General features: G+C 70.6%; 23 protein-coding genes and 1 riboswitch. Of the genes, 15 read left to right on the top strand and 8 right to left on the bottom strand.

Going from position 1 to position 24,540, the window contains the following annotated elements:
* Positions 1–128: 128 nt before the first annotated feature.
* Both Sco07f_RS28300 and Sco07f_RS28295 read left to right on the top strand, forming a co-directional pair.
* A complete protein-coding gene (locus Sco07f_RS28300; RefSeq protein ID WP_108989556.1) occupies positions 129–707 on the top strand; it encodes an N-acetylmuramoyl-L-alanine amidase in 579 nt (192 codons plus the stop codon).
* A gap of 107 nt (positions 708–814) precedes the next feature.
* On the top strand, positions 815–1,723 hold the full coding sequence (locus Sco07f_RS28295; RefSeq protein WP_108989616.1) for a 1-aminocyclopropane-1-carboxylate deaminase/D-cysteine desulfhydrase: 909 nt from the start codon (positions 815–817) through the stop codon (positions 1,721–1,723).
* 30 nt (positions 1,724–1,753) lie between these two features.
* Here the strand turns inward: Sco07f_RS28295 and Sco07f_RS28290 are convergent, their stop codons facing one another.
* On the bottom strand, positions 1,754–3,346 hold the full coding sequence (locus Sco07f_RS28290; RefSeq protein WP_042825147.1) for a Na+/H+ antiporter: 1,593 nt from the start codon (positions 3,344–3,346) through the stop codon (positions 1,754–1,756).
* A gap of 61 nt (positions 3,347–3,407) precedes the next feature.
* Here Sco07f_RS28290 and Sco07f_RS28285 point away from each other — a divergent pair, with 61 nt between their 5' ends.
* The 3 genes from Sco07f_RS28285 (at position 3,408) to Sco07f_RS28275 (ending at position 5,414) form a co-directional block, all read left to right on the top strand.
* Positions 3,408–3,668, top strand: coding sequence for a UBP-type zinc finger domain-containing protein (locus Sco07f_RS28285; RefSeq protein WP_007444602.1), 261 nt, complete (start codon positions 3,408–3,410; stop codon positions 3,666–3,668).
* 250 nt (positions 3,669–3,918) lie between these two features.
* Positions 3,919–4,332, top strand: a complete 414-nt coding sequence (locus Sco07f_RS28280) for an ATP-binding protein (RefSeq protein ID WP_003973726.1) — start codon at positions 3,919–3,921, stop codon at positions 4,330–4,332.
* A gap of 17 nt (positions 4,333–4,349) precedes the next feature.
* On the top strand, positions 4,350–5,414 hold the full coding sequence (locus Sco07f_RS28275) for an RNA polymerase sigma factor SigF (RefSeq protein WP_161337078.1): 1,065 nt from the start codon (positions 4,350–4,352) through the stop codon (positions 5,412–5,414).
* Between the two features lie 38 nt (positions 5,415–5,452).
* Here the strand turns inward: Sco07f_RS28275 and Sco07f_RS28270 are convergent, their stop codons facing one another.
* A complete protein-coding gene (locus Sco07f_RS28270; protein WP_007444616.1) occupies positions 5,453–5,905 on the bottom strand; it encodes a hypothetical protein in 453 nt (150 codons plus the stop codon).
* Between the two features lie 134 nt (positions 5,906–6,039).
* On the opposite strand from Sco07f_RS28270, the gene Sco07f_RS28265 reads away from it, so the two are divergent.
* Together Sco07f_RS28265 and Sco07f_RS28260 are read left to right on the top strand one after the other, a co-directional pair.
* On the top strand, positions 6,040–7,008 hold the full coding sequence (locus tag Sco07f_RS28265; protein ID WP_087789573.1) for a diacylglycerol/lipid kinase family protein: 969 nt from the start codon (positions 6,040–6,042) through the stop codon (positions 7,006–7,008).
* A gap of 320 nt (positions 7,009–7,328) precedes the next feature.
* A complete protein-coding gene (locus tag Sco07f_RS28260) occupies positions 7,329–7,586 on the top strand; it encodes a WhiB family transcriptional regulator (RefSeq protein ID WP_003973730.1) in 258 nt (85 codons plus the stop codon).
* 232 nt (positions 7,587–7,818) lie between these two features.
* On the opposite strand, the gene Sco07f_RS28255 is transcribed toward Sco07f_RS28260, so the two are convergent.
* On the bottom strand, positions 7,819–9,294 hold the full coding sequence (locus Sco07f_RS28255) for a sensor histidine kinase (protein WP_087789574.1): 1,476 nt from the start codon (positions 9,292–9,294) through the stop codon (positions 7,819–7,821).
* Between the two features lie 618 nt (positions 9,295–9,912).
* On the opposite strand from Sco07f_RS28255, the gene nagB reads away from it, so the two are divergent.
* The gene (nagB, locus tag Sco07f_RS28250; protein ID WP_108989555.1) at positions 9,913–10,698 is read left to right on the top strand and encodes a glucosamine-6-phosphate deaminase; all 786 of its coding nucleotides are present in this window, start codon (positions 9,913–9,915) and stop codon (positions 10,696–10,698) included.
* A 216-nt stretch (positions 10,699–10,914) separates the two neighbouring features.
* Here the strand turns inward: nagB and Sco07f_RS28245 are convergent, their stop codons facing one another.
* From Sco07f_RS28245 to Sco07f_RS28230, 4 genes are all read right to left on the bottom strand, one after another.
* Entirely contained in the window at positions 10,915–12,408 is a 1,494-nt protein-coding gene (locus Sco07f_RS28245; RefSeq protein ID WP_087789576.1) for a glycoside hydrolase family 3 protein, read from the bottom strand.
* A gap of 8 nt (positions 12,409–12,416) precedes the next feature.
* Positions 12,417–13,292, bottom strand: a complete 876-nt coding sequence (locus Sco07f_RS28240) for a carbohydrate ABC transporter permease (protein WP_007444580.1) — start codon at positions 13,290–13,292, stop codon at positions 12,417–12,419.
* Positions 13,289–14,281 carry a carbohydrate ABC transporter permease gene (locus tag Sco07f_RS28235; protein ID WP_007444579.1) on the bottom strand — a complete coding sequence of 331 codons (993 nt, stop codon included), beginning with the start codon at positions 14,279–14,281 and terminating at the stop codon, positions 13,289–13,291. Before Sco07f_RS28235 ends, Sco07f_RS28240 begins: the two co-directional genes overlap by 4 nt.
* A 137-nt stretch (positions 14,282–14,418) precedes the next feature.
* Positions 14,419–15,720: a sugar ABC transporter substrate-binding protein gene (locus tag Sco07f_RS28230; RefSeq protein ID WP_007444577.1), complete on the bottom strand. Its 1,302-nt coding sequence runs from the start codon at positions 15,718–15,720 to the stop codon at positions 14,419–14,421.
* A gap of 452 nt (positions 15,721–16,172) precedes the next feature.
* On the opposite strand from Sco07f_RS28230, the gene Sco07f_RS28225 reads away from it, so the two are divergent.
* The 6 genes from Sco07f_RS28225 to Sco07f_RS28200 all read left to right on the top strand — a co-directional run bounded on the left by Sco07f_RS28225 (position 16,173) and on the right by Sco07f_RS28200 (position 23,298).
* Positions 16,173–16,937 (top strand): GntR family transcriptional regulator, encoded by a 765-nt coding sequence (locus Sco07f_RS28225; protein WP_003973740.1) that lies wholly within the window; start codon positions 16,173–16,175, stop codon positions 16,935–16,937.
* Positions 16,938–17,098: 161 nt separating this feature from the next.
* Positions 17,099–17,356, top strand: a complete 258-nt coding sequence (locus Sco07f_RS28220; protein ID WP_167468249.1) for a DUF3311 domain-containing protein — start codon at positions 17,099–17,101, stop codon at positions 17,354–17,356.
* Entirely contained in the window at positions 17,353–18,963 is a 1,611-nt protein-coding gene (gene mctP, locus Sco07f_RS28215) for a monocarboxylate uptake permease MctP (RefSeq protein ID WP_164383284.1), read from the top strand. The genes Sco07f_RS28220 and mctP overlap by 4 nt, the downstream gene beginning before the upstream one ends.
* A gap of 72 nt (positions 18,964–19,035) precedes the next feature.
* Positions 19,036–19,542 carry a GNAT family N-acetyltransferase gene (locus Sco07f_RS28210; protein ID WP_108989614.1) on the top strand — a complete coding sequence of 169 codons (507 nt, stop codon included), beginning with the start codon at positions 19,036–19,038 and terminating at the stop codon, positions 19,540–19,542.
* Between the two features lie 78 nt (positions 19,543–19,620).
* Positions 19,621–19,764, top strand: a riboswitch (cobalamin riboswitch).
* A 127-nt stretch (positions 19,765–19,891) separates the two neighbouring features.
* Positions 19,892–22,267, top strand: coding sequence for a ribonucleoside-diphosphate reductase subunit alpha (locus tag Sco07f_RS28205; protein WP_108989553.1), 2,376 nt, complete (start codon positions 19,892–19,894; stop codon positions 22,265–22,267).
* Positions 22,267–23,298, top strand: a complete 1,032-nt coding sequence (locus Sco07f_RS28200) for a ribonucleotide-diphosphate reductase subunit beta (RefSeq protein WP_108989552.1) — start codon at positions 22,267–22,269, stop codon at positions 23,296–23,298. The genes Sco07f_RS28205 and Sco07f_RS28200 overlap by 1 nt, the downstream gene beginning before the upstream one ends.
* Here Sco07f_RS28200 and Sco07f_RS28195 read toward each other — a convergent pair.
* A complete protein-coding gene (locus tag Sco07f_RS28195; protein WP_087789579.1) occupies positions 23,211–23,468 on the bottom strand; it encodes a hypothetical protein in 258 nt (85 codons plus the stop codon). The two genes, Sco07f_RS28200 and Sco07f_RS28195, sit on opposite strands and share 88 nt — an antisense overlap.
* Before the next feature lie 92 nt (positions 23,469–23,560).
* Here Sco07f_RS28195 and Sco07f_RS28190 point away from each other — a divergent pair, with 92 nt between their 5' ends.
* Positions 23,561–24,529, top strand: coding sequence for a GlxA family transcriptional regulator (locus Sco07f_RS28190; protein ID WP_007444558.1), 969 nt, complete (start codon positions 23,561–23,563; stop codon positions 24,527–24,529).
* The last annotated feature ends 11 nt before the right edge of the window (positions 24,530–24,540 follow it).

Raw genomic sequence — 24,540 nt, 5'->3', positions numbered from 1 at the left:
GTCCGAAACGGCTCGCACACGGACCGAACAAGTAATAGGAGCCGCTCCGTTTCGGTACAAGCCCCGTACGAGGCGGCCGCGTCGGGCGGTCGTCGCGCAGCGGGAAGGAGCCGGCCGTGGCCTCACCCATGTCCGCGAGCAGTTTCCTCAAGGCCCTGAAGGCGGAGGGCCTCACCGTCGTCGAGGTGGGCGACTGGCGGGAGCACAACCGCGACCACAAGGGCCCATGGGGCCCCGTGCACGGTGTGCTGCTGCACCACACGGTCACCAGGGGCAGCGCCCGGACGGTGGAGATCTGCCGCAAGGGCCACGACGACCTGCCCGGCCCGCTGTGCCACGGCGTCATCACCAAGGACGGCACGGTCCATCTGGTCGGCTACGGCCGCGCCAACCACGCCGGTCCCGGCGACGACGACGTCCTGCGGGCCGTCGTCGCGGAGAAGGCGCCGCCCCCGGACAACGAGGCCGACACCGACGGCAACCGGCACTTCTACGGCTTCGAGTGCGAGAACCTCGGGGACGGCGACGACCCCTGGCCGGCGGCGCAGCTGGACGCGATCGAGCGGGCCGCCGCGGCGGTGTGCCGCCACCACGGCTGGAACGAGCGGTCCGTCCTCGGTCACCTGGAGTGGCAGCCGGGGAAGGTGGATCCGCGCGGCTTCACGATGACATCGATGCGGGAGCGGATCCGCGACCGGCTCAAATGACCCCGGACCGGCCGAACCGGTCCCTGACGGGGCCGGACCCGGCCGACGAGGTCCGGGACCGGCCGAGGCGAGGTGTCCGGCGCGGGCGACGGCGCGACAATGGCGGGGTGACCGGCACCGACTCCCTCGGCCTCGCCGCCCTGCGGCCCCGTCTCCCCTCCCCCTTGCAGGAGGTGGCCGACGAGCGCTTCGAACGGCGCGGTGTCCGGCTGCTGCTCAAGCGGGACGACCTGATCCACCCCGACCTGGTGGGCAACAAATGGCGGAAACTGGCGCCGAACCTCGCCACGGCGGACGGCCGTACGGTCGTCACGTTCGGCGGCGCCTACTCCAACCACCTGCGGGCCGCGGCCGCCGCGGGACGGCTGCTCGGGCTGCCCACGGTGGGTGTCGTCCGCGGTCAGGAACTGGCAGGCCTGCCGCTCAACCCCTCGCTGGCGCGGTGCGCCGCCGACGGCATGCGGCTGCACTTCGTCGACCGCTCGACGTACCGCCGCAAGAGCGAACCGGAGACCCTGGCCGCGCTGCTGCGCGCGGTGGACGCCGAGGACGCCGTCGTCGTCCCCGAGGGGGGCAGCAGCCCACAGGCCGTCCGCGGCTGCCGCGCGCTGGGCGAGGAGCTGGGCGAACACGCCGACGTGGCCGCCGTCGCCTGCGGTACCGGTGGCACGCTGGCCGGGCTGGCCGCCGGGCTCCCTGCGGGGCGGCGGGCCCTCGGCATACCCGTGCTCAAGGGCGGCTTCCTGGAGCGCGACATACGGCGGCTCCAGGAGCACGCGTTCGGCGGGCCGCGCGGCATCTGGAGCCTGGAGGAGCGCTTCCACCACGGCGGCTACGCCCGCACGACGCCCGGCCTCGACGCCTTCGCCGAGGACTTCGAGGACCGCCACGGCCTGCCCCTGGAGCGCGTCTACGTCGCCAAGCTGCTCTACGCCCTGCTCGCGCTCGCCGAGGAGGGCGCCTTCCCGCGCGGGACGACCCTGGCGGCGGTCGTCACCGGCCGGCCCTTCCCCTGAGCGGTCCCCGGCGCCGCACCCGTGCGCCGCTCAGGTGGTCTCCCGGTACGCCGCCGCCTCCTCCAGGTCCAGCCGGCGCAGCAGTGTCCGGAGCATCTCGTCGTCGATGTAGCGGCCGTCCCGCAACCGGACGAAGACCTCGCGCTCGGCGCCGATCATCTCCCGGGAGAGCCGCCGGTAGGTGTCGTCGACGGTCTCGCCGGTGACGGGATTGACCTGGCCCAGCCGTTCCCAGACCGCGTTGCGGCGGCGCTCCAGGACCGTGCGCAGGCGGTCGGCGAGCGGGGCCGGCAGGGCGTTGCGCTCGTCGGCGAGCAGGGCGTCCAGGCGCTCGTCCGCGACCCGCGAGGCCTGCGCCTGGGCGTTCGCCTCCGCCAGTGTCTCGGCCCGCGTGTCGCGCGCCGGGAACTTCAGCAGGCGGATCAGCGGCGGCAGGCTGACGCCCTGGACGACCAGCGTGCCGATGACCGTCGTGAAGGTCAGGAACAGGATGAGGTTGCGCTCGGGGAAGGGCTCGCCGCCGTGCACGGTGAGCGGGATGGAGAAGGCGATGGCCAGGGAGACCACGCCGCGCATCCCGGCCCAGCCGATCACGAACGGCCCCTTCCAGGAGAGCTCGCCCTCGCGCGCGCGTACGCGTGCCGACAGCCGGGGCAGGAAGGTCGCCGGGTACACCCACACGAACCTCGCCACGGCGACCACCAGGAAGACGGCGAGGGCGTACCCGGCGGCTTCGGCGCCCTCGTACTCCCCCAGGCCCTTGAGGACGACGGGCAGCTGGAGTCCGATGAGGGCGAACACGGCCGACTCCAGGACGAACGCGACCATCTTCCAGACCGCCTCCTCCTGGAGCCGGGTGGCGAAGTCGACCTCCCACGCGCGGTGGCCCAGGTAGAGGGCGACGACGACCACCGCGAGCACTCCCGAGGCGTGCACCTGCTCGGCGACCGCGTAGGCGACGAACGGGATCAGCAGGGAGAGCGTGTTCTGCAGCAGCGCCTCCGTCAGGTGGGTGCGCAGCCAGTGCAGCGGCACCATCAGGACCAGCCCGACACCGACGCCGCCCACCGCGGCGATCAGGAACTCGCCGATCCCGCCGGCCCAGGTGGCGCCCTCGCCGACGGCCGCCGCGAGCGCCACCTTGAAGGCGGTGATCGCGGTGGCGTCGTTCACCAGGGACTCGCCCTGGAGGATCGTGGTGACCCGGGAGGGCAGCCCCACGCGCCGGGCGACCGCCGTGGCCGCGACGGCGTCCGGCGGCGCCACGACCGCGCCGAGCACCAGCGCCGCGGTCAGCGGCAGGCCCGGCACGATGAAGTAGGCCGCACCGCCGACGACGAAGGTGGCGAACAGGACGTAGCCCACGGACAGCAGGGCCACGGGCCGGGCCTGTGCCCGCAGGTCCAGGTAGGAGCTGTCGATGGCCGCCGTGTAGAGCAGCGGGGGCAGCAGCAGGGGCAGGACGACGTGCGGGTCGAGGGTGTAGTCGGGCACGCCGGGGACGTAGCTCACCACCAGGCCCGCCGCGACCAGCAGCAGTGGTACCGGCACCGGCACGCGCCGTCCCGCCCCGGCGACCGCGGCACTGCCCGCCACCAGCAACAGCAGCGGCATCACGTCCATCGTCCTCGCCCGCCCTCGTTCTCCGCGCGGTCATCCGCACGCCCGTCGTAACCTGGCAATCATGAAACAGTGCACGCACGCCGACGCGCTGCCGCACCCGGAACCCGAGCCGTGCGGCGAGACCTGCCCGGAGTGCCTGGCCGAGGGCACGGACCCGGTGCAGTTGAGGCTCTGCCTCAGCTGCGGTCACGTCGGCTGCTGCGACTCCTCGCCGAGGCGGCACGCGACGGCGCATCACGCGAAGACCGGTCATCCGGTGATGCGGACCTTCGAGCCCGGGGAGAGCTGGCGCTGGTGCTTCGTCGACCACGTCCTCGTGTGACCTCTGCCCGGGACGGTTCGACCGTCTGACGTCTGGGTACGTCAACCCGGCGCACGCTCTTCCGATTTGAGCCCGCCGACCCCCTAGCCACTGTGCGTGTTCACGTGTTTACTATGAGTGACAGCACGGGGTTGGGGTCTCGGGGACAGGAAACTTCGGAGCGCGATAACGTCACCGCTGAACCACGTGTCGCGTTATCCCGAGGGGCGTCCCTCGGCCCTGTAACGCTTGTACCACCTTGGAGGTGAGGGTGTCCCAGATCGCAGGCGAGCCCGCGACCCAGGACTTCGTCGAAGTCCGGCTGCCGGCCGCGGGTGCCTACCTGTCGGTGCTGCGTACGGCGACGGCCGGCCTCGCAGCTCGTTTGGACTTCACCCTCGACGAGATCGAGGACCTGCGCATCGCAGTCGACGAGGCCTGCGCGATCCTGCTTCAGCAGGCCGTGCCCGGCTCGGTGCTCAGTTGCGTCTTCCGCCTCGTCGACGACTCGCTCGAGGTCACCGTCTCGGCGCCGACCACGGACGGCCATGCCCCGTCGCGGGACACCTTCGCGTGGACGGTGCTCTCCGCCCTCGCGGGCAAGGTCTCCTCCGCCGTGGACGAGGACAAAACCGTTTCGATCAGCCTCTACAAACAGCGCGGCGCGGGACCCGGGCCGACGTGAGGGACGGGGACGGGCCGGTGCGGGACGAAGAGCGCGGTACACGGGAGCTGCCGGCCGAGGGCACACGTTCTCCGAACGAGGCGCGACGCACGGCGGACGGCATCGACGGCATCCCCGAGCAGGCCCGGCCGCATCCGGAGGACGAGACCTCGCCCGAGGCCGTCGCTCCGGTCGACGGGCAGCGGACCGGGGAGACCCCCGTCCCGCCCGTCCGACCGGAGGAGCGGGCTCGGGAAAGGGCGACGGGCGGGACGATGAGCGAGCACGAGCGACACTCCGACGGCCACGCGCCGGGTGCACGGGGCACGCAGGGCACACGGCACGACCCGCACGACCGCAGCGGTGCGCGCCTCCTGTTCGCCGAGCTGCGCACGCTGACGAAGGAAAGCCCGGAGTACGCGGAGCTGCGCAACCGGCTGGTCCGCATGCACCTGCCGCTCGTCGAGCATCTCGCGCGCCGCTTCCGCAACCGCGGCGAGCCCCTGGACGACCTCACCCAGGTCGCCACAATCGGGCTGATCAAGTCGGTCGACCGCTTCGACCCGGACCGCGGGGTGGAGTTCTCCACGTACGCGACACCCACGGTCGTCGGCGAGATCAAGCGGCACTTCCGGGACAAGGGCTGGGCGGTGCGCGTCCCGCGCCGGCTCCAGGAGCTGCGGCTGGCCCTGACGACGGCCACGGCGGAGCTCTCCCAGCTGCACGGCCGCTCCCCCACGGTCCACGAGCTCGCCGAGAAGCTGTCGATCTCGGAGGAGGAGGTCCTGGAGGGCCTGGAGTCGGCCAACGCGTACTCCACGCTGTCCCTGGACGTCCCGGACACCGACGACGAGTCCCCGGCCGTCGCCGACACCCTCGGCGCCGAGGACGAGGCCCTCGAGGGGGTCGAGTACCGGGAGTCGCTCAAGCCGCTGCTCGAAGACCTTCCGCCGCGGGAGAAGCGCATCCTGCTGCTGCGCTTCTTCGGCAACATGACGCAGTCCCAGATCGCGCAGGAGGTCGGGATCTCGCAGATGCACGTGTCGCGGCTGCTCGCCCGCACGCTGGCGCAGCTGCGGGAGAAGCTGCTGGTCGAGGAGTAGCCGCGCGGCCGCCCGGCAGCGGGCGGGGCGTCCGCAGGCTACTTCCCGGCGTTGCCCGGTCCCCGGATTCCGAGGGCCAGGGTGGTCTCGGGGTTGATGAGCAGGTACAGAGCGGTGAGCGCCGCGACACCGAGCACGACGCCGGCGGGGACGGCCAGGCTGTCGGCCCCCGCCATGTTGTAGGCGACGGGCAGCGCCACGATCTGCGTGATCACGGCGGGCCCCCGGCTCCACCCCCGCAGGCGGAGCAGCCCGCGGGCGGCGAGCAGCGGCAGCAGGGCGAGGACGATCAGGGTGATGCCGCCGGTGACGGCCGCGGTCCGGTCGTCGGGGTGCCCGGTGAGGCCCTCCACGAGCATCCAGGCGCCGCCGACGACGAGCGCCAGGCCCTCCAGCGCGGCGATCGCTGCCGCGGCGGTCACTCGGGCGGGGCGGGGCTCTGCCTCTTCGGCGGCCGGGGAGGCGGGGTCGGGGGTCTGCTCGCTGCTCACCCCTGCAGGGTAGCCGTCGGCGCACCCGCGTCCCCGGCCGCCCGGGTGTCGGGCGTATCACGCGGCGCGGGCCCCCGGTGGCGATCTTCACATCGGCCTGGGCCGAGTACCGCCCAGTAGGTACCCTGCACAGCATGCGTGCACTTCTCGTGGTCAATCCGGCGGCAACCACCACGAGTGCGCGTACGCGCGACGTGCTGATCCACGCGCTCGCGAGCGAGATGAAGCTGGAGGCGGTCACCACCGAGTACCGCGGCCACGCACGCGACCTCGGCCGGCAGGCGGCGCAGAGCGACGACGTCGACCTGGTGGTGGCCCTCGGCGGCGACGGCACGGTGAACGAGGTCGTCAACGGCCTGCTGCACGCGGGCCCCGACCCCGACCACCTGCCCGGCCTCGCGGTCGTCCCCGGTGGTTCCACCAACGTCTTCGCCCGCGCCCTCGGCCTGCCCAACCAACCGGTGGAGGCCACCGGGGCCCTGCTGGACGCCCTGCGCGAGGGCAGCGAACGGACCGTCGGCCTGGGCCTGGCGTCGGGTACGCCGGGCACGGAGGACGAGGCGGTCCCGGCCCGCTGGTTCACCTTCAACGCCGGCCTGGGCTTCGACGCCGGCGTGGTCGGCCGCGTCGAGCAGCACCGTGAGCGCGGCAAGAAGTCGACCCACGCCCTCTACGTCCGCCAGGTGGTGCGCCAGCTCATCGGTGAGCCGCACCGCCGCAGCGGGACGATCACTCTGGAGCGGGCGGGCGAGGACCCGGTCACCGATCTGGTGCTGTCCATAGTTTCGAACACCTGCCCGTGGACGTTCCTCGGCAACCGTCCGATCTACGCCTCCCCCCAGGCCTCGTTCGACACCGCGCTCGACGTCTTCGGCCTCAAGCGGCTGTCGACCGCCGCGGTCGCCCGGTATGGCACCCAGTTGCTCACTTCGTCCCCCGAGCGCGGACCGCGCGGCCGGCACGCGGTCGCCCTGCACGATCTGACCGAGTTCACCTTGCATTCGAAGGTGCCTCTGCCCCTTCAGATGGACGGTGACCACCTGGGGTTGCGCACCAGCGTGACGTTCACAGGCGTACGCCGTGCACTGCGTGTGATTGTGTGAGCAGAAGGGGCGAAAGTCCTTTCACTCGAACGTTTAGACCAGCATCCACCCCATGGAAGTACGGCTGTGACCTAGTCGACACCGAAGAATCAAAAAAAACTTTCCGGAAGGGGTTGTATCCGCCGCCGAGGTTTGCGAGTCTCTTCTTGGCGATCGGGACAGCCCGCAGGACCGGCATCCACAGATCACCGGAACCCCTCTTCAAACCACAGGACCACGCCAGGGAACCTGGCGGTAGGCCCTTCCCTTGTTGAGGGATTCGTGAAAGCGTTCACATTCACAAGCATCCCAGCATGTAATACCAAGGAGAGGTAGCAGCCATGGACTGGCGTCACCGCGCCGTTTGCCGCGAAGAAGACCCCGAGCTCTTCTTCCCCATCGGCAACACCGGTCCCGCGCTGCTGCAGATCGAGGAAGCCAAGGCCGTCTGCCGTCGCTGCCCCGTCATGGAGCAGTGCCTGCAGTGGGCGCTCGAGTCCGGCCAGGACTCCGGCGTCTGGGGTGGTCTCAGCGAGGACGAGCGCCGCGCAATGAAGCGCCGTGCCGCCCGCAACCGGGCTCGTCAGGCCTCCGCCTGACACCCCACCCCTACTGACAGCCTCAGCTTGGCGGCGCGTGTGCCTGACGGCATTACTCCGTAGACAGCGAGTACGCATCCCCCGCTCCCGAGCCGCAGCGCGCAGTACCCCCGATGCGCATCGGACGACACAGCGCACGAGCACTGGCCTCGGACCTTCACCGGTCCGGGGCTTTTTGCTGTGCGCAGGGCCGGGACCCCTTCGGCCGCTCGTTCTACTTCGGCCGCTCGCTCTACTTCTCGGCGGGCACCGGGATGTCGAGGATCACCCGGGTGCCGCGCTCCGCGGCCGGGACCATGTCGAAGCTGCCGCCCAACTCGCCCTCCACCAGGGTGCGGACGATCTGGAGGCCGAGATTGCCGGAGCGGTGCGGGTCGAAGTCCTCGGGCAGGCCGACGCCGTCGTCCTGGACGGTGACGAGCAGCCGGGCCTCCTTGGTCGTACCGCCACGGACGGCCGAGACCTCGACCGTGCCGGTGTCGCTGTCCCGGAAGCCGTGCTCCAGGGCGTTCTGGAGCACCTCGGTCAGCACCATGGACAGCGGGGTGGCGACCTCGGCGTCGAGGATGCCGAAGCGGCCGGTGCGCCGGCCGGCGACCCTGCCCGGGGAGATCTCGGCCACCATCGCCAGCACCCGGTCGGCGATCTCGTCGAACTCCACGCGCTCGTCCAGGTTCTGGGAGAGCGTCTCGTGCACGATCGCGATCGAGCCCACCCGGCGCACGGCCTCCTCCAGTGCCTCGCGGCCCCGGTCGGACTCGATGCGCCGGGCCTGTAGACGCAGCAGAGCGGCCACCGTCTGGAGGTTGTTCTTCACCCGGTGGTGGATCTCCCGGATGGTGGCGTCCTTGGTGATCAACTCGCGTTCGCGGCGGCGCAGTTCCGTCACGTCGCGCAGGAGTACCAGCGAACCGATGCGGGTGCCCTTGGGCTTGAGCGGGATGGCGCGGAACTGGATCACTCCGTCGTGCGCCTCGATCTCGAACTCGCGCGGCGCCCAGCCGCTGGCCACCTTGGCGAGCGCCTCGTCCACCGGCCCGCGGGACGGGGCGAGTTCGGCGGTGGTCCGGCCCAGGTGGTGGCCGACCAGGTCGGCCGCGAGCCCCATGCGGTGGTACGCCGACAGTGCGTTCGGGGAGGCGTACTGGACGATGCCGTCCCCGTCGACCCGGATGAGGCCGTCGCCGACGCGGGGCGAGGCGTCCATGTCGACCTGCTGGTTCTCGAACGGGAAGGCGCCGGCCGCGATCATCTGGGCGAGGTCGGAGGCGCTCTGCAGGTAGGTGAGCTCCAGGCGGCTCGGCGTGCGCACGGTGAGCAGGTTGGTGTTGCGGGCGATGACCCCGAGGACCCGTCCCTGGCGGCGTACGGGAATGGACTCGACGCGGACCGGGACCTCCTCGCGCCACTCGGGGTCGCCCTCGCGCACGATGCGGCCCTCGTCCAGGGCGGCGTCCAGCATGGGGCGCCTGCCGCGCGGGACCAGGTGGCCGACCATGTCGTCCTGGTACGAGGTGGGGCCGGTGTTGGGCCGCATCTGGGCGACGGAGACGTAGCGCGTGCCGTCGCGGGTGGGGACCCACAGGACCAGGTCGGCGAAGGAGAGGTCGGACAGCAGCTGCCACTCCGAGACCAGCAGATGGAGCCACTCGAGGTCGGAGTCGTCGAGCGCGGTGTGCTGGCGTACCAGTTCGTTCATGGAGGGCACGGGGCTGAGCGTACCTGGCGGTACGGACAGCGATCGAAACCAGCCGCCGGCCACTGCTCCCCCGCCCCCGACGCGGCCCGGACGGGCCCCGGAAACACCCGCGGGCCGCGGCGCCTGAGAGGGACCCTCAACCCTCCCGGCACCGCAGCCCGGAGCAACATCGGCCGTGGGGTGTGCGGTCCCGGTCGGCCGAAGGATGAGGAGCCGGGGCAGTCAGGGCAGAGAGACCCGGTTCCTCGGTCCGTCCTCCTGTGCGGGGAGGACGGAAGCCTGGCGATCACCTTGCGTGAGCGACACGGTCAGTGCCTCAGCGACCATTGTGGACTAGACCACTAACCGTGTCCATGCGGTGGACGTTGTTTGTTGTTGGTGACTCGTGCCGACCGCGCCCCCGTCCGGCAGCATCAGAAGCCTAACCCCGTTGGCTCAGCCTCGGGGCCGGACCGCCGGGGCAATTTCCGCGGAGCGCCTCCGGTTCCGCGGCCGTGCGGACGCCGTGGCGGCCGTGCGGCCGGCCGTTTCGGCGCGCCCGCGAGGCCCTGCTCTGTTAGATTGGTCTAAACCACATAGCCAGTCCCGGGCCCCGGGTGAGTCCTCTCTTCGAAACGGCAGGCCAGCGTGGAAGTTGTCATCGTTCCCGATGCCAAGGCGGGCGGCGAACTCATAGCCGAAGCCATGGCACAGCTGCTCCGGCGCAAGCCCGACGCCCTGCTCGGGGTGGCCACCGGCTCGACGCCGCTTCCCGTGTACGAGGCGCTGGCGGCCAGGGTGCGCTCGGGTGCCGTGGAGACCGCGCGGGCACGGATCGCCCAGCTCGACGAGTACGTGGGGCTGCCCGCTGAGCACCCGGAGTCGTACCGCTCGGTGCTGCGGCGCGAGGTGCTCGAACCGCTGGGCATCGGCATGGACGCCTTCATGGGCCCGGACGGCACGGCCACGGACGTGCAGGGCGCGTGCGAGGCCTACGACCGGGCGCTGGGCGGGGCCGGTGGCGTCGACCTCCAGCTGCTGGGCATCGGCACCGACGGCCACATCGGCTTCAACGAGCCGTGTTCCTCGCTCGCCTCGCGGACACGGATCAAGACCCTGACCGAGCAGACCCGCGTCGACAACGCGCGCTTCTTCGACGGCGACATCGAGCAGGTGCCGCACCACGTGATCACGCAGGGCATCGGCACGATCCTGGAGGCGCGGCACGTGGTGCTGCTCGCCACCGGCGAGGGCAAGGCCGACGCGGTCGCCGCCAGCGTCGAGGGTCCGGTCGCGGCGGTGTGCCCGGCCTCCGCGCTGCAACTGCACCCGCACGCGACGGTCGTCGTCGACGAGGCCGCCGCGTCGAAGCTGAAGCTCGCCGACTACTTCCGGCACACCTACGCCCACAAGCCGGACTGGCAGGGCATCTGACCCACCCGGTCCGGGCCCGCCGGGCCGGACACCCACGCGCGAGAGGCGCCGGATCCCGTCACGGGGCCCGGCGCCTTCGCCGTGCCCGCGCCCGCCCGTCCCGGCGCCCGGCGGACCGACCGGGTCCGTGCGGGATCCGGCCCCCTCGGCCGCACACGCCGAAGGCGCCGGCCCCGTCACGGGACCGGCGCCTTCGGTACGGCGGCCGGGTGCTGGTCAGACGCCCGCGATGGCCTCCGCGGCCGCTCGGCCGCAGACGCGGGCGGCGCCGTGGGTGGCCAGGTGGAGGGCGCCGCGGGCCTCCGCGCGCGGGACGCCCATCTCGACGACGACCGTGTCCGGGCGGGCCGCCAGCAGGACGTCCAGGGCGGAGGCCATCCACGGGTGGCGGTGCTCGTCGCGGACGACGGCGACGATACGGCGGGAGCCCGCCGCGGCCAGCGCCTCGCTTCCGGCGTCGGCGCCGTTGAAGGCGCCGGTCTCGGTGCCCGGCAGCAGGCGGCGGAGCTCGGCGGCGACACCCCAGGGCGTCTCGTCACCGACCGCGATGTTGGCCACGGGGGTGAACGCGGCGACGTAGGGCGGCTCGGTGAGCGGGGTGAACTCCTCGGCGACGGTGACGCGCACGGCACGGCGCGCGGCGCGCAGGCCCACGTCGCCGTCGGCGGTGTCCTCGGACCGGCCGCCGTCCGGACGGTTCGCCGCGGTCCAGCGGGCCAGGGCCCTGACCCGTTCCGCCGCGTCGGCCAGGCGCTCCTCGGGCAGTTCGCCCGCGCGGACGGCCGCGACCAGCGCGTCACTCAGCCGCCGTACGGTGCCCTCGTCGGACAGGCCGCCGCCCACGCAGATCGCGTCGGCACCGGCCGCGATGGCCATGGCGGTGCCGCGTTCGATGCCGTAGGTGCCGGCGATGGCCCGCATCTCGATGCCGTCGGTGACGATGAGCCCGTCGTAGCCCATCTCGCCCCGGAGCAGGTCGGTCAGGATGCGCCGGGACAACGTTGCCGGAAGGTCCGGGTCCAGGGCCGGGACCAGGATGTGGGCGCTCATCACGGCGCGGGTGCCGGCCGCGACGGCGGCGCGGAAGGGGACCAGGTCGCGCTCGGCGAGCACGCCGGCGTCCACGTCGATGCGCGGCATGGCGTGGTGGGAGTCGATGCCCGTGTCGCCGTGGCCCGGGAAGTGCTTGGTGCAGGTGGCCACGCCCGCGGACTGCATGCCGGTGACGTAGGCCGCGGTGTGCCGGGCGACCAGGTCGGTGTCGGCGCCGAAGGAGCGTACGCCGATGACCGGGTTGTCCGGGTTGGAGTTCACGTCGGCGGACGGGGCCCAGTTGAAGTCGACGCCCGCGGCGGCGAGCCGGCGGCCCAGTTCCGCGGCCACGGCGCGGGTGAGCCCGACGTCGTCCACGGCGCCGAGGGCGTGGTTGCCGGGGAAGGAGGAGCCGGTGCGCACCTCCAGGCGGGTGACGTCACCGCCTTCCTCGTCGATCGCGACCAGCACGTCCTCGCGCTCGGCGCGCAGCTGTGCGGTCAGGGCGGCCACCTGCTCGGGCGAGGTGACGTTCCGCCCGAACAGGGCGACGGAGGCCAGCCCTTCGCCGAGCCGGCGCAGCAGCCAGTCGGGGGCGGTGGTGCCGGCGAAGCCGGGCTGGAGGACGGTGAGCGCGTCGCGGGTGAGGGTGTCGGTGGCCCTGGCGAGGGTCGTCATCGGTGGCGCTATCCCTTCACGGCGCCGGAGGTGAGGCCGGCGGCCATCTTCTTCTGCACGATCATGAAGAAGGCCACGACGGGTATCGCGATCATCGTCGAGGCAGCCATCAGGGCGCCGTAGTCGGTGCCGTGCGAGGTGGTGAAATTCATGAGCCAGACGTTGAGCGTGTACTTGTCGTTGTCCTGCAGCACGATGTAGGCGAGCAGGTATTCGTTCCAGGCGTTGATCAGGGAGAAGATCGACGCGGCGGCGAGGCCGGGGGCGAGCAGGGGGAACACGACGCGCCAGAAGGCGCCCATCCGGGAGCAGCCGTCGACCATCGCGGCCTCCTCCAGCTCCAGCGGGATGTTCACCACGAAGCCGCGGATCATCCAGGTGGCGAACGGCAGCGTGGTGACGAGGTAGATGACGATGACGCCCCAGTACTCGTTGATCGCCCCCAGGTCGTTCAGCTGGATGTAGAGGGGGATCAGCATGGCCGTGGGCGGCAGCAGCTGCACCACGAGCAGCACGATCATGAAGACCTTGCGGCCGGCGAACCGGAACCGGCCGATCGCGAAGGCCGCGACCGTGGACAGCACCATGGCGCCGAGGACGGCGGTCACGCAGATGATGAGGCTGGACTGGATGGCGGTGCCGAAGTTCGGCGCGTCGATCGCCCGGCTGAAGTTGTCGAACGTGATGGAGTTCGGCCAGAGCTTCTGGTCGTAGGAGCGGATCTCGTTGTTGGGGCGCAGCGCGCTCACCACGAGCCAGTAGACCGGGAAGGCCATCACCACGAAGGTGACGAGACCGACGAGGTTGTAGAAGTGCCGGCTGCGCTTCTTGCGGTCGGGCCGGTAGTCGGGCGCCGTGGCGCCGGGGGCTGTCGTGTCGGTCACTCGACCTCTCCGATCTTGAGCAGCTGGCGCAGGTAGTAGACGGCGACACCGGAGAGGAGCAGCACGGTGATCAGGGCGATGGCCGCGCCCTGGCTGAAGCTGTTCGACTCGAAGGCCTTCTCGTACGAGTAGAGGCCGAGCAGGTTGTACTCCTCCTCCGGCTTGTTGCCGCGCATCAGGAAGACCTGTCCGAAGACGTTGAAGTCCCAGATCACCGAGAGCGTGGCCACCATCTGGAAGACGGGCTTGATCACGGGCCAGGTCACGTAGCGGAACACGCCGATGCGGCCGGCGCCGTCCAGCTCCGCGGCCTCCTCCAGCTCGCTCGGCACCTGGGTGAAGGCGGCGTACAGGGTGACGGCGACGAACGGCACGGCCCCCCAGACCACCACGGCGCCGATCATGAGGAAGCCCTGCTTCGGGTCGAGCCACCAGTTGTGGCCCTGGAAGTCGAGGCCCAGGTACTCGGTGAGCACCATGTTGGCGACGCCGTAGTCGGAGTCGGCGAACCAGCGGAAGATCGAGGTGGCGACCAGCAGGGGCAGCGACCAGGCCGCGATCAGGGCGCCGGTCAGCAGCAGGCGCACCGCCTTGGTCATGCGCTGCATGGAGTGCGCGAGGAAGAGGCCGATGGCCAGTGTGGTGACGACGCAGACCACCATGAACAGCACGGTGCGCCACACGACGTCGTAGAACTCGCTGTCACCGAGGATGTTGGTGAACTGGTCGAAACCGACCCAGTCGGCGGCCTGGCCGGTCCACAGTTCCCGTCGGCCCACGTCCTGGAAGGACATGATCACGGTCTTGATCAACGGCCAGACGAACACCGCGGCGAGGGCCACGACAGCCGGCGCGATCAGCAGATAGGGCAGCAACGGCCCGTTCGTCCACCGGCTCCGCCGGGGTGCGGACGGCGCCGGGCCGTCACCGTGAGGCGGCCGCGGGGCGGACACCTCCGGGCCGGCTGTCTTGATGTCGGCGGCACTCACTGTGCTGGCCTTCCGTTCGAAGGGTTCTGCATCGAGTCGGCGGCCGGCGCACCCGCTGCGGCCGGCCGCCGAACCGGCCTTGCCCGGCGGTGCGGCCGGACAAGGCACCGGAGGTCAACGAGGTTCGAGCGGGAGGCTCAGGCGGTCTCGTTGATCAGGGAGTTGATCTCCGCGTCGGCCGCCTTGGTGGCCTCGGCGACCGACTTGCCCTTGAGGATGTCGAGGAGCATCGTCTCGAGCGTTTCCTTCTTCTCGATCGCGGACCAGCCCGGGGCGATCGGGGTGAACCAGGCGTCGGGGACCGCGTTGGCGATCGGCGCCGTCTCGGGCTTCGCCTTCAGCGGCTCGAGCTGCTTGGTGTTGTTCGGCAGGATGTTCTTCTCGGCCAGGGCGGCCTGGGACTTCTCGTTGGTGAACAACGAGATCCATTCCTGGCCCAGGTCCTGCTGGTCGGACTTGGAGATGGTCGCGAGGTCGGAGCCTCCGATGAAGGACGGAAGCGCCTTGCCCTCCGGACCGGGCATGCCGGCCGTGGCGATCTTGTCCTTCAGCTTGGGGTTGCCGTTCGTCTTGGAGTCGACGACGCTGCCGGCTTCCCAGGCGTTGCCGTAGAGAAGGGCGGTCTTCTCGTTGGCCATGACGTTGGCGTGGTCCTGCTCGTCCTTCGTCTGGTCGCCGTGGTTGTACTTCTTGACCAGGTCGATGAAGTGCTGGATGCCCTTCTGCGCCTCGGGCGTGGACAGGGCGGCCTTCCACTCCTTGCTGCCCTCGTCGTAGGTGGCGATCTCGCCGCCGTAGGCGGCCACGTAGGACATGGCGGCGTACCAGTAGCGGCCCGGCAGGTACAGCGCGGAGAACGCGTTGTCCTTCTTGTACTTGTCCTGGACCTTGTCGAGCGCCTTGAGCAGGTCGGCCTCGGTGGTCGGCAGCTGGTCGGAGCCCGTGCCGGCCTTGAACATGTCCTTGTTGTAGATGGCCACGCGGGCACCCGCGTAGTACGGGACGCAGTAGAGCTTGCCCTCGTAGGAACAGGTGTCCTTGAGGCCCTCGATCCAGGTGTCCGAGTTGTCGTACTTCTTGGCGTCGATCTCGCCGAGCGCGCCGTTGAGGATGTACGTCATGGTCTCGGTGTTGCCGAGTTCGACCACGTCGGGGAAGGAGTCGCCGGACAGGGCGGCGTCGAGCTTCTTGGTCTTGTCGCCCCACTGCTGGTACTGGACGTTGACCTTGACCCCGGGGTACTTCTTGTTGAACTCGGTGTTCGCCTGCTTGACCAGCTCGGGCCAGCTACTCTGGGCGTCCACCATCAGCCAGACGGTGAGTTCGCCCTTGCGGTCCTTCGGGTCCTGATTGGACGCTTCGTCGTCCGAGCCTCCGCACGCCGCGATGCTTGCCATCATGCCCGCGATACCGATCGCGGCTATCAGCTTGCGCTTCACGCCACCCTCCTCAGGGATGCCACAAACCCCCCTGCCTCCCTGCGGTTCTACGTGAACGCGTACCGCTCCTGGGGCCGGGACCTGGACCAATGGTGTAGACCAGTACGGGGAGCTTGGCCCAGACCAATAGGCCTGTCAAGGGTGTTCAAACCCAGGCGTTGCCTCCGTGATGGGACCGAGATATGCAGGGACCTTTCATTGCGCAAGCGACAGTTCGGGCGGACCGGGACCGGGTGTACCACCCCCCACCGAATGACGTGCCGGCCGGGCCCCGAACGCGCGTACCAGCGACGCCTGACCCCCCTGTGGACTAGACCAAGGGTGTTCCCCCGGGTATACAGAGGGGATCACGGAGCGTGCGGGGGCCATCCCGGCGCGAAGCCGTGCCACGATGTGAGCCGTGGCCGACAGGGAAGCGGTCGCTTCGGCACCCGGAGCCGGGAAGGCAGAGCATGAGCACCGACGTCAGCAGTGCGGAGAACGAGGGTGGGGCGACCGTCCGTACCGCGCGCGTGCCCAAGTACTACCGTCTGAAGAAGCATCTGCTCGACATGACCCGGACCCAGACGCCGGGCACACCGGTCCCGCCCGAGCGCACCCTGGCCGCCGAGTTCGACACCTCGCGCACGACGGTGCGCCAGGCCCTCCAGGAGCTGGTCGTCGAGGGCCGCCTGGAGCGCATCCAGGGCAAGGGCACCTTCGTCGCCAAGCCCAAGGTGTCGCAGGCGCTGCAACTCACCTCGTACACCGAGGACATGCGGGCCCAGGGCCTGGAACCGACCTCTCAGCTGCTGGACATCGGCTACATCACCGCCGACGACCGGCTCGCCGGACTGCTGGACATCACGGCCGGCGGCCGGGTGCTGCGCATCGAGCGGCTGCGCATGGCCAACGGCGAACCGATGGCCATCGAGACCACCCACCTCAGCGCGAAGCGCTTCCCGGCGCTGCGCCGCTCCCTGGTGAAGTACACGTCCCTCTACACCGCGCTCGCCGAGGTGTACGACGTCCATCTCGCGGAGGCCGAGGAGACCATCGAGACCTCCCTGGCCACCCCGCGCGAGGCCGGCCTGCTCGGCACCGACGTGGGCCTGCCCATGCTGATGCTCTCCCGGCACTCGCAGGACCGCACCGGTCAGCCGGTGGAGTGGGTGCGCTCGGTCTACCGGGGCGACCGCTACAAGTTCGTGGCCCGCCTCAAGCGGCCCCAGGACTAGACCTGCCCGTCTCCGGTGCATAACCGGCATACCTCCACGCGCGCGGGCGCGAAGTTGCGGTTGAGGACCGATATACGGACGAGGTCTTCCGCTGTCTTGACACCGTCACCTACATTTCGTGCGCACTGCACGAGGTGATCAGCGAGGGGACGGAGCCGCGCATGTCAGAAGACACAGAAGTGAGCAGAGAGCCGGTGGTGACGCCGGTGCGCGTCGTCATCGGGTTCTGTCTCGTCGCACCGTTCGTGGCCATGCTCTGGGTCGGTTCGTACACGAAGACGGACCCGGACTTCATCGGCATCCCGTTCTTCTACTGGTACCAGATGGCCTGGGTGCTGATCTCCACCCTGCTGACGGTGACCGCGTACAAGCTGTGGCAGCGCGACCAGCGCGGGCGCCGGGAAGGCGGGACCAAGTGAACGACGGCGTGAACGGCGTCGCACTCGCCGTCTTCATCTTCTTCTTCGTGCTCGTCACCGCCATGGGCTTCCTGGCCGCGCGCTGGCGCAAGGCCGAGAACGAGCACAGCCTCGACGAGTGGGGCCTCGGCGGCCGCTCGTTCGGCACCTGGGTCACCTGGTTCCTGCTGGGCGGCGACCTGTACACCGCGTACACCTTCGTGGCCGTCCCGGCGGCGATCTACGCGGCGGGCGCGGCCGGCTTCTTCGCGGTGCCGTACACGATCCTGGTCTACCCGCTGATCTTCACCTTCCTGCCCCGCCTGTGGTCGGTCTCCCACAAGCACGGGTACGTGACGACCTCGGACTTCGTGCGCGGACGGTTCGGCTCCAAGGGCCTGTCGCTGGCGGTCGCCGTCACGGGCATCCTGGCGACCATGCCGTACATCGCGCTCCAGCTGGTCGGCATCCAGGCCGTGCTCGACGTGATGGGCGTCGGTGGCGGCGAGGACACCAACTGGTTCGTCAAGGACCTGCCGCTGCTGATCGCCTTCGGTGTGCTGGCGGCGTACACGTACTCGTCGGGGCTGCGCGCGCCCGCGCTGATCGCGTTCGTGAAGGACACGCTGATCTACATCGTCATCGCGGTGGCGATCATCTACATCCCGATCAAGCTGGGCGGCTTCGACGACATCTTCGCGTCGGCGAGCGACAAGTTCACCGAGTCGGGCAAGGGTGGAGTGGTGCCCGACTCCGGGGGCCAGTGGACGTACGCGACGCTCGCGCTCGGCTCGGCCCTGGCGCTGTTCATGTACCCGCACTCGATCACCGCGACGCTGTCCTCGCGCAGCCGTAACGTGATCCGGCGCAACACCACGATCCTGCCGCTGTACTCGCTGATGCTGGGCCTGCTCGCGCTGCTCGGCTTCATGGCGATCGCGGCCGGGGTCAAGGTGGAGAACGGCCAGCTGGCGATCCCGCAGCTGTTCGAGAACATGTTCCCGGACTGGTTCGCGGGCGTGGCCTTCGCGGCGATCGGCATCGGCGCGCTGGTCCCGGCGGCGATCATGTCGATCGCGGCCGCGAACCTCTTCACCCGCAACATCTACAAGGACTTCATCAAGCCGGACGCCACGCCGCAGCAGGAGACCAAGGTCTCCAAGCTGGTGTCGCTGCTGGTGAAGGTGGGCGCGCTGATCTTCGTCCTGGGCATGGACAAGACCGTCGCGATCAACTTCCAGCTGCTGGGCGGCATCTGGATCCTGCAGACCTTCCCGGCCCTGGTCGGCGGCCTGTTCACCCGCTGGTTCCACCGCTGGGCGCTGCTCGGCGGCTGGGCGGTCGGCATGGTCTACGGCACGGTCGCCGCCTACGGTGTCGCCTCGCCGACGCAGAAGCACTTCGGCGGCTCCTCCGACGAGATCCCCGGCATCGGCGAGATCGGCTACATCGGCCTCACCGCCTTCGTGTTGAACGTCCTGGTCACCGTGGTCCTGACCTTCGTCCTGAGGGCGGTCAAGGCGCCCGACGGCGTCGACGAGACCCAGCCGAGCGACTACACGGCGGACGCCGGCGATCCGGGCGTCGAGGTGGAACTGCCGCCGGCCACGGCGGGCAGCTCGCACTGATCCCCGGTTCGAGGCGGGCCGTCGGAGAAATCCGGCGGCCCGTTGTCGTACCCGTCGGGCACACTCGGCGTCATGGACTTCGTGATCCGGCGGGCGACGGCCGAGGAGTACGACACCCTCGGCGAGATCACCGCGCAGGCCTACCTGCGCGACGGCCTCCTCGACTTCGGGGAGAGCGATTCGTACCTGGACGAGCTGCGCGACGTGGCCAAGCGGGCGGCGGCCGCCGAGGTGCTGGTCGCCGTGGCCGACGGCCGGGTGCTCGGCGGCGTGACCTTCGTGCCGTCCGGCGGCCCCATGGCGGACATCGCGCGCCCCGGCGAGGCCGAGATACGCATGCTCGCCGTCGCCCGGGAGGCACGCGGCCGCGGGGCCGGCGAGGCCCTCGTGCGGGCCTGCGTCGACCGCGCCCGGGCCGTGCCGGGGTGCACCGGCATCGTGCTGTCGACCCAGGCCGCCATGCGCACCGCGCACCGCCTCTACGAGCGCCTGGGCTTCGTCCGCACGCCCGACCGCGACTGGAACCCCCTGCCGGAGCTGGACGACATCATGCTGCTCGCCTACGCACTGACGCTCTGACACGGTTGCGGCACCCCGTCACAACACCCCACCAGGACACAACATCTGGGGGTGCTCGCGTCGCCGGGCACAAGATGTATGCTCGTGCTCGCTGTCGCCGCAGGGGAATCCGGTGCGAATCCGGAACTGTCCCGCAACGGTGTACTTGCGTGCATCCGTACGTCTTCGCACGTACGCGCACGCCTGTCCAGTCCGAGGACCTGCCGACGGTGCGCCCGGCCGCCCTGGCCCGGGTGCCATGACGTCCGGGCCTCGTGGAGTGGGCCGGTGGACGCGACGCCGCGTGCGCTCGTGAGCTGCCCCCGCCCTCCCTCCACCAGGCCCCGTGCCGAGCGAGGGAGTGCTCCACGTGACCATCGCGCCAGCCGATCCGGCTTCAGCGGCCCCGGTGACGGCGACCGGGGAACCCGACGGACCCGGTGCCGCCCTGCTGCGGACCCTGACCGGGCTGACCGCCGACCTCCCCGGCGCCGACCCCGGCCGGGTGGCCGCCGCCGCACTGCGCGGCCGGTCCGCCCACGCCGACGAGGCCGAGCTGCGGGAGCTGGCCACCGAGGCGGCCGCCGGCCTGATCTCCGAGGACCCGGTCTACTCCCGGCTGGCCGCCCGGCTGCTGACCATCGGCATCCGCGCCGAGGCCGCCTCCCAGGGTGTCGTCGCCTTCACCGACTCCGTCGCCACGGGCCACCGCGAGGGCCTGATCGCCGACCGCACCGCCGCCTTCGTCCGGATGCACGCGGCCCGGCTCGACGCGCTGGTCGACCCGGGCGCCGACGACCGCTTCGGCTACTTCGGCCTGCGTACCCTCTACAGCCGCTACCTGCTCCGCCACCCGATCACCCGCAAGACCGTCGAGACGCCCCAGCACTTCCTGCTGCGGGTCGCCGCCGGACTCGCCGAGGACGACACGGTGCGCGCGGTGGACGAGGTCGCCGCGCTGTACGGGCTGATGAGCCGCCTGGACTATCTGCCCTCCTCCCCCACCCTCTTCAACTCCGGCACCCGGCACGCCCAGATGTCGTCCTGCTACCTCCTGGACTCCCCCAAGGACGAGCTGGACTCCCTCTACGACCGCCTCCACCAGGTGGCCCGCCTGTCCAAGCACGCCGGCGGCATCGGCATCGCCTACTCCCGCGTCCGCGCCCGGGGTTCGCTGATCCGCGGCACCAACGGGCACTCCAACGGCATCGTCCCGTTCCTGAAGACGCTGGACGCCTCGGTGGCCGCCGTGAACCAGGGCGGCCGGCGCAAGGGCGCGGCGGCGGTCTATCTGGAGACCTGGCACGCGGACGTCGAGGAGTTCCTGGAGCTGCGGGACAACACCGGTGAGGACGCCCGCCGTACGCACAACCTGAACCTGGCGCACTGGATCCCGGACGAGTTCATGCGCCGCGTGGACGCCGACGGGACCTGGTCGCTGTTCTCCCCCGCCGACGTGCCGGAGCTGACCGACCTGTGGGGCGAGGAGTTCGACGCCGCGTACCGCAGGGCGGAGGAGGCGGGGCTCGCCCGCAGGACGCTGCCCGCCCGTGAGCTGTACGGCCGCATGATGCGCACCCTCGCGCAGACCGGCAACGGCTGGATGACCTTCAAGGACACCGCCAACCGCACGGCGAACCAGACCGCGACCCCCGGTCACGTCGTCCACTCCTCCAACCTCTGCACGGAGATCCTGGAGGTCACCGACGACGGGGAGACGGCGGTCTGCAACCTGGGCTCGGTCAACCTCGGCGCGTTCGTCGACGCGGCGCAGGGCGACATGGACTGGGAGCGCCTGGACGCCACCGTCCGCACCGCGGTCACCTTCCTGGACCGGGTCGTCGACATCAACTTCTACCCGACCGAGCAGGCGGGCCGCTCCAACGCCCGCTGGCGCCCGGTGGGCCTCGGCGCGATGGGTCTCCAGGACGTCTTCTTCCAGCTCCGGCTGCCCTTCGACTCCCCCGAGGCGAAGGCGCTGTCCACCCGTATCGCCGAGCGGATCATGCTCGCCGCGTACGAGACCTCCGCCGACCTCGCCGAACGCAACGGCCCGCTGCCGGCCTGGGAGAAGACCCGTACGGCCCAGGGGGTGCTGCACCCCGACCACTACGGCGTCGAGCCCGCCTGGCCAGAGCGCTGGACCGCGCTGCGCGCGCGCATGGCGACCACCGGGCTGCGCAACTCGCTGCTCCTGGCCATCGCGCCGACCGCGACCATCGCCTCCATCGCCGGGGTCTACGAGTGCATCGAGCCGCAGGTGTCCAACCTGTTCAAGCGCGAGACGCTGTCGGGCGAGTTCCTCCAGGTCAACTCCTACCTGGTGGACGACCTCAAGCGGCTCGGCGTGTGGGACGCCCGCACCCGTGAGGCGCTGCGCGAGGCCAACGGCTCCGTGCAGGGCTTCTCCTGGATCCCCGAGGACGTGCGCGCGCTGTACCGCACCGCCTGGGAGATCCCGCAGCGCGGCCTGATCGACATGGCCGCCGCCCGTACCCCGTACCTCGACCAGGCCCAGTCGCTGAACCTGTTCCTGGAGACGCCGACCATCGGGAAGCTCTCCTCGATGTACGCGTACGCCTGGAAGCAGGGTCTGAAGACCACCTACTACCTGCGCTCGCGCCCGGCGACCCGGATCGCCCGCGCCGCGGCCCGCGCCACCACCGTCCCCGTGCAGGCCGGCCCCGACCCCGAAGCGGTCGCCTGCTCCCTGGAAAACCCCGAGTCCTGCGAGGCCTGCCAGTAATGACCACCGAGACCCCCGCACAGCCCACCACGAAGAACCTGCTCGACCCGGGCTTCGAGCTGACCCTGCGCCCCATGCGCTACCCGGACTTCTACGAGCGCTACCGGGACGCGATCAAGAACACCTGGCACGTCGAGGAGGTCGACCTCCACTCGGACGTCGCCGACCTCGCGAAGCTCAGCCCGATGGAGCAGCACCTGATCGGCCGGCTCGTGGCCTTCTTCGCCACCGGCGACTCGATCGTCGCGAACAACCTGGTGCTGACGCTCTACAAGCACATCAACTCCCCCGAGGCACGGCTGTACCTGTCCCGCCAGCTCTTCGAGGAGGCCGTCCACGTCCAGTTCTACCTGACGCTCCTGGACACCTACCTGCCCGACCCGGACGACCGCGCCGCCGCCTTCGCGGCCGTGGAGAACATCCCGTCCATCCGGGAGAAGGCCGAGTTCTGCTTCCGGTGGATGGACTCGGTCGAGTCGATCGACCGCCTGGAGACCAAGGCCGACCGCCGCCGCTTCCTGCTGAACCTGATCTGCTTCGCCGCGTGCATCGAGGGCCTGTTCTTCTACGGCGCCTTCGCCTACGTCTACTGGTTCCGCAGTCGGGGCCTGCTGCACGGCCTGGCCACCGGCACCAACTGGGTGTTCCGCGACGAGACCATGCACATGTCCTTCGCGTTCGACGTCGTCGACACCGTGCGCAAGGAGGAGCCGGAGCTGTTCGACGACGCGCTCCGGCAGGAGGTCACCGACATGCTGAGGGAGGCCGTCGAGGCCGAGCTGCAGTTCGCGCGCGACCTGTGCGGTGACGGCCTCCCGGGCATGAACACCGACTCGATGCGGCAGTACCTGGAGTGCGTGGCCGACCAGCGTCTGACGCGGCTCGGCTTCGCCCCGGTGTACGGCTCCGAGAACCCCTTCTCCTTCATGGAGTTGCAGGGCGTTCAGGAGTTGACCAACTTCTTCGAGCGGCGCCCCTCGGCGTACCAGGTGGCGGTGGAAGGCACCGTCGACCTGGACGAGGACTTCTGAGTCTCCTTCTCGTGGCGGACCCGGCTCTCCCCGTCCTCCTGGGCCTCCCTGATCTGGCGGTCGATGCGCCTGTCGCGCACGATGCCGATCACCGAGGGCAGGACCATGAGGACGAGGAGCCCGAAGGTCGCGAGCATTCCGACAAGGCCTTCTATCTGGTTTCCGGTCATGACACCACTGTCGCGCCGGATGCTCCTTACCGTCAGTGGCAGGACTGCCGTAAGACCTCGATTTCCTGCCACCGGCGAGGCACACTGGCGGCATGCTGCGCAACGTGGCCGCCGTTCTGCTGGACGGCGCGCATCCCTTCGAACTCGGCGTCATCTGCGAGGTCTTCGGCATCGACCGGAGCGACGAGGGCCTGCCGGGGTACGACTTCGCGGTGGTCTCCGCGGAGGGCCCCGAGCTGAGCACCCACGTCGGCGGACTGACCGTCTCGACGCCGTACGGTCTCGAGCGGCTGGAGGAGGCCGACCTGATCGCGGTGCCGGCGGGCAGCGACTTCGTCCGCCGGGAGTACCCGCCCGACCTGCTGGACGCCCTGCGCAGGGCGACGGACCGGGGCACCCGCGTACTGAGCGTGTGCTCCGGCGCCTTCGTGCTGGGCGCGGCCGGCCTGCTGGACGGGCGGCGGTGCGCGGTGCACTGGCACCACGCGGCCGAGCTGAGCCGGCAGTACCCGCGGGCCCGGGTCGCGCCGGACGTGCTCTACGTCGACGAGGACCCGGTGATCACCTCCGCCGGGACGGCTGCCGGCATCGACGCCTGCCTGCACATCGTGCGCAAGGAGCAGGGCACGGAGGTCGCCAACCGGATCGCCCGGCGCATGGTGGTGCCGCCGCACCGGGACGGCGGGCAGGCGCAGTACATCGAGCGGCCGCTGCCGCGCTCCTCCTGCGACACCGTCGGCGAGGTGCTGGCCTGGATGGAACAGCACCTCGACGAGGAGGTCACGGTCGAGCAGCTGGCGGCCCGGGCGCACATGTCCCCGCGCACCTTCGCCCGCCGCTTCCAGCAGGAGACGGGGACGACCCCCTACCGCTGGATCCTGCGCCAGCGGGTGCTGCTGGCCCAGCGGCTCCTCGAGGCGACGGACGAGACGATGGACGCGATCGCCTGGCGCGCCGGTTTCGGCACGGCGGCGGCCCTGAGGCACCAGTTCGTCCGGACCCTGGGCACCACCCCGCACGCCTACCGGCGCACCTTCCGGGGCCCGGAGGCCGCCGCCTGATTCCTTACGGC

This window comes from Streptomyces coelicoflavus, assembly GCF_003112555.1.
In the GTDB taxonomy this organism is placed as follows: Bacteria; Actinomycetota; Actinomycetes; order Streptomycetales; family Streptomycetaceae; genus Streptomyces; species Streptomyces coelicoflavus.
This window is presented reverse-complemented; position numbering and strand designations above follow the sequence as displayed.

Bases quoted from the DNA above. Each gene is read 5' to 3' on its own strand.
- Sco07f_RS28300 (WP_108989556.1), top strand. From the start codon at position 129: ATGTCCGCGAGCAGTTTCCTCAAGGCCCTGAAGGCGGAGGGCCTCACC.
- Sco07f_RS28290 (WP_042825147.1), bottom strand. From the start codon at position 3,346: ATGGACGTGATGCCGCTGCTGTTGCTGGTGGCGGGCAGTGCCGCGGTC.
- Sco07f_RS28285 (WP_007444602.1), top strand. From the start codon at position 3,408: ATGAAACAGTGCACGCACGCCGACGCGCTGCCGCACCCGGAACCCGAG.
- Sco07f_RS28265 (WP_087789573.1), top strand. From the start codon at position 6,040: ATGCGTGCACTTCTCGTGGTCAATCCGGCGGCAACCACCACGAGTGCG.
- Sco07f_RS28260 (WP_003973730.1), top strand. From the start codon at position 7,329: ATGGACTGGCGTCACCGCGCCGTTTGCCGCGAAGAAGACCCCGAGCTC.
- Sco07f_RS28245 (WP_087789576.1), bottom strand. From the start codon at position 12,408: ATGACGACCCTCGCCAGGGCCACCGACACCCTCACCCGCGACGCGCTC.
- Sco07f_RS28225 (WP_003973740.1), top strand. From the start codon at position 16,173: ATGAGCACCGACGTCAGCAGTGCGGAGAACGAGGGTGGGGCGACCGTC.
- Sco07f_RS28220 (WP_167468249.1), top strand. From the start codon at position 17,099: ATGTCAGAAGACACAGAAGTGAGCAGAGAGCCGGTGGTGACGCCGGTG.
- Sco07f_RS28210 (WP_108989614.1), top strand. From the start codon at position 19,036: ATGGACTTCGTGATCCGGCGGGCGACGGCCGAGGAGTACGACACCCTC.
- Sco07f_RS28200 (WP_108989552.1), top strand. From the start codon at position 22,267: ATGACCACCGAGACCCCCGCACAGCCCACCACGAAGAACCTGCTCGAC.
- Sco07f_RS28195 (WP_087789579.1), bottom strand. From the start codon at position 23,468: ATGACCGGAAACCAGATAGAAGGCCTTGTCGGAATGCTCGCGACCTTC.
- Sco07f_RS28190 (WP_007444558.1), top strand. From the start codon at position 23,561: ATGCTGCGCAACGTGGCCGCCGTTCTGCTGGACGGCGCGCATCCCTTC.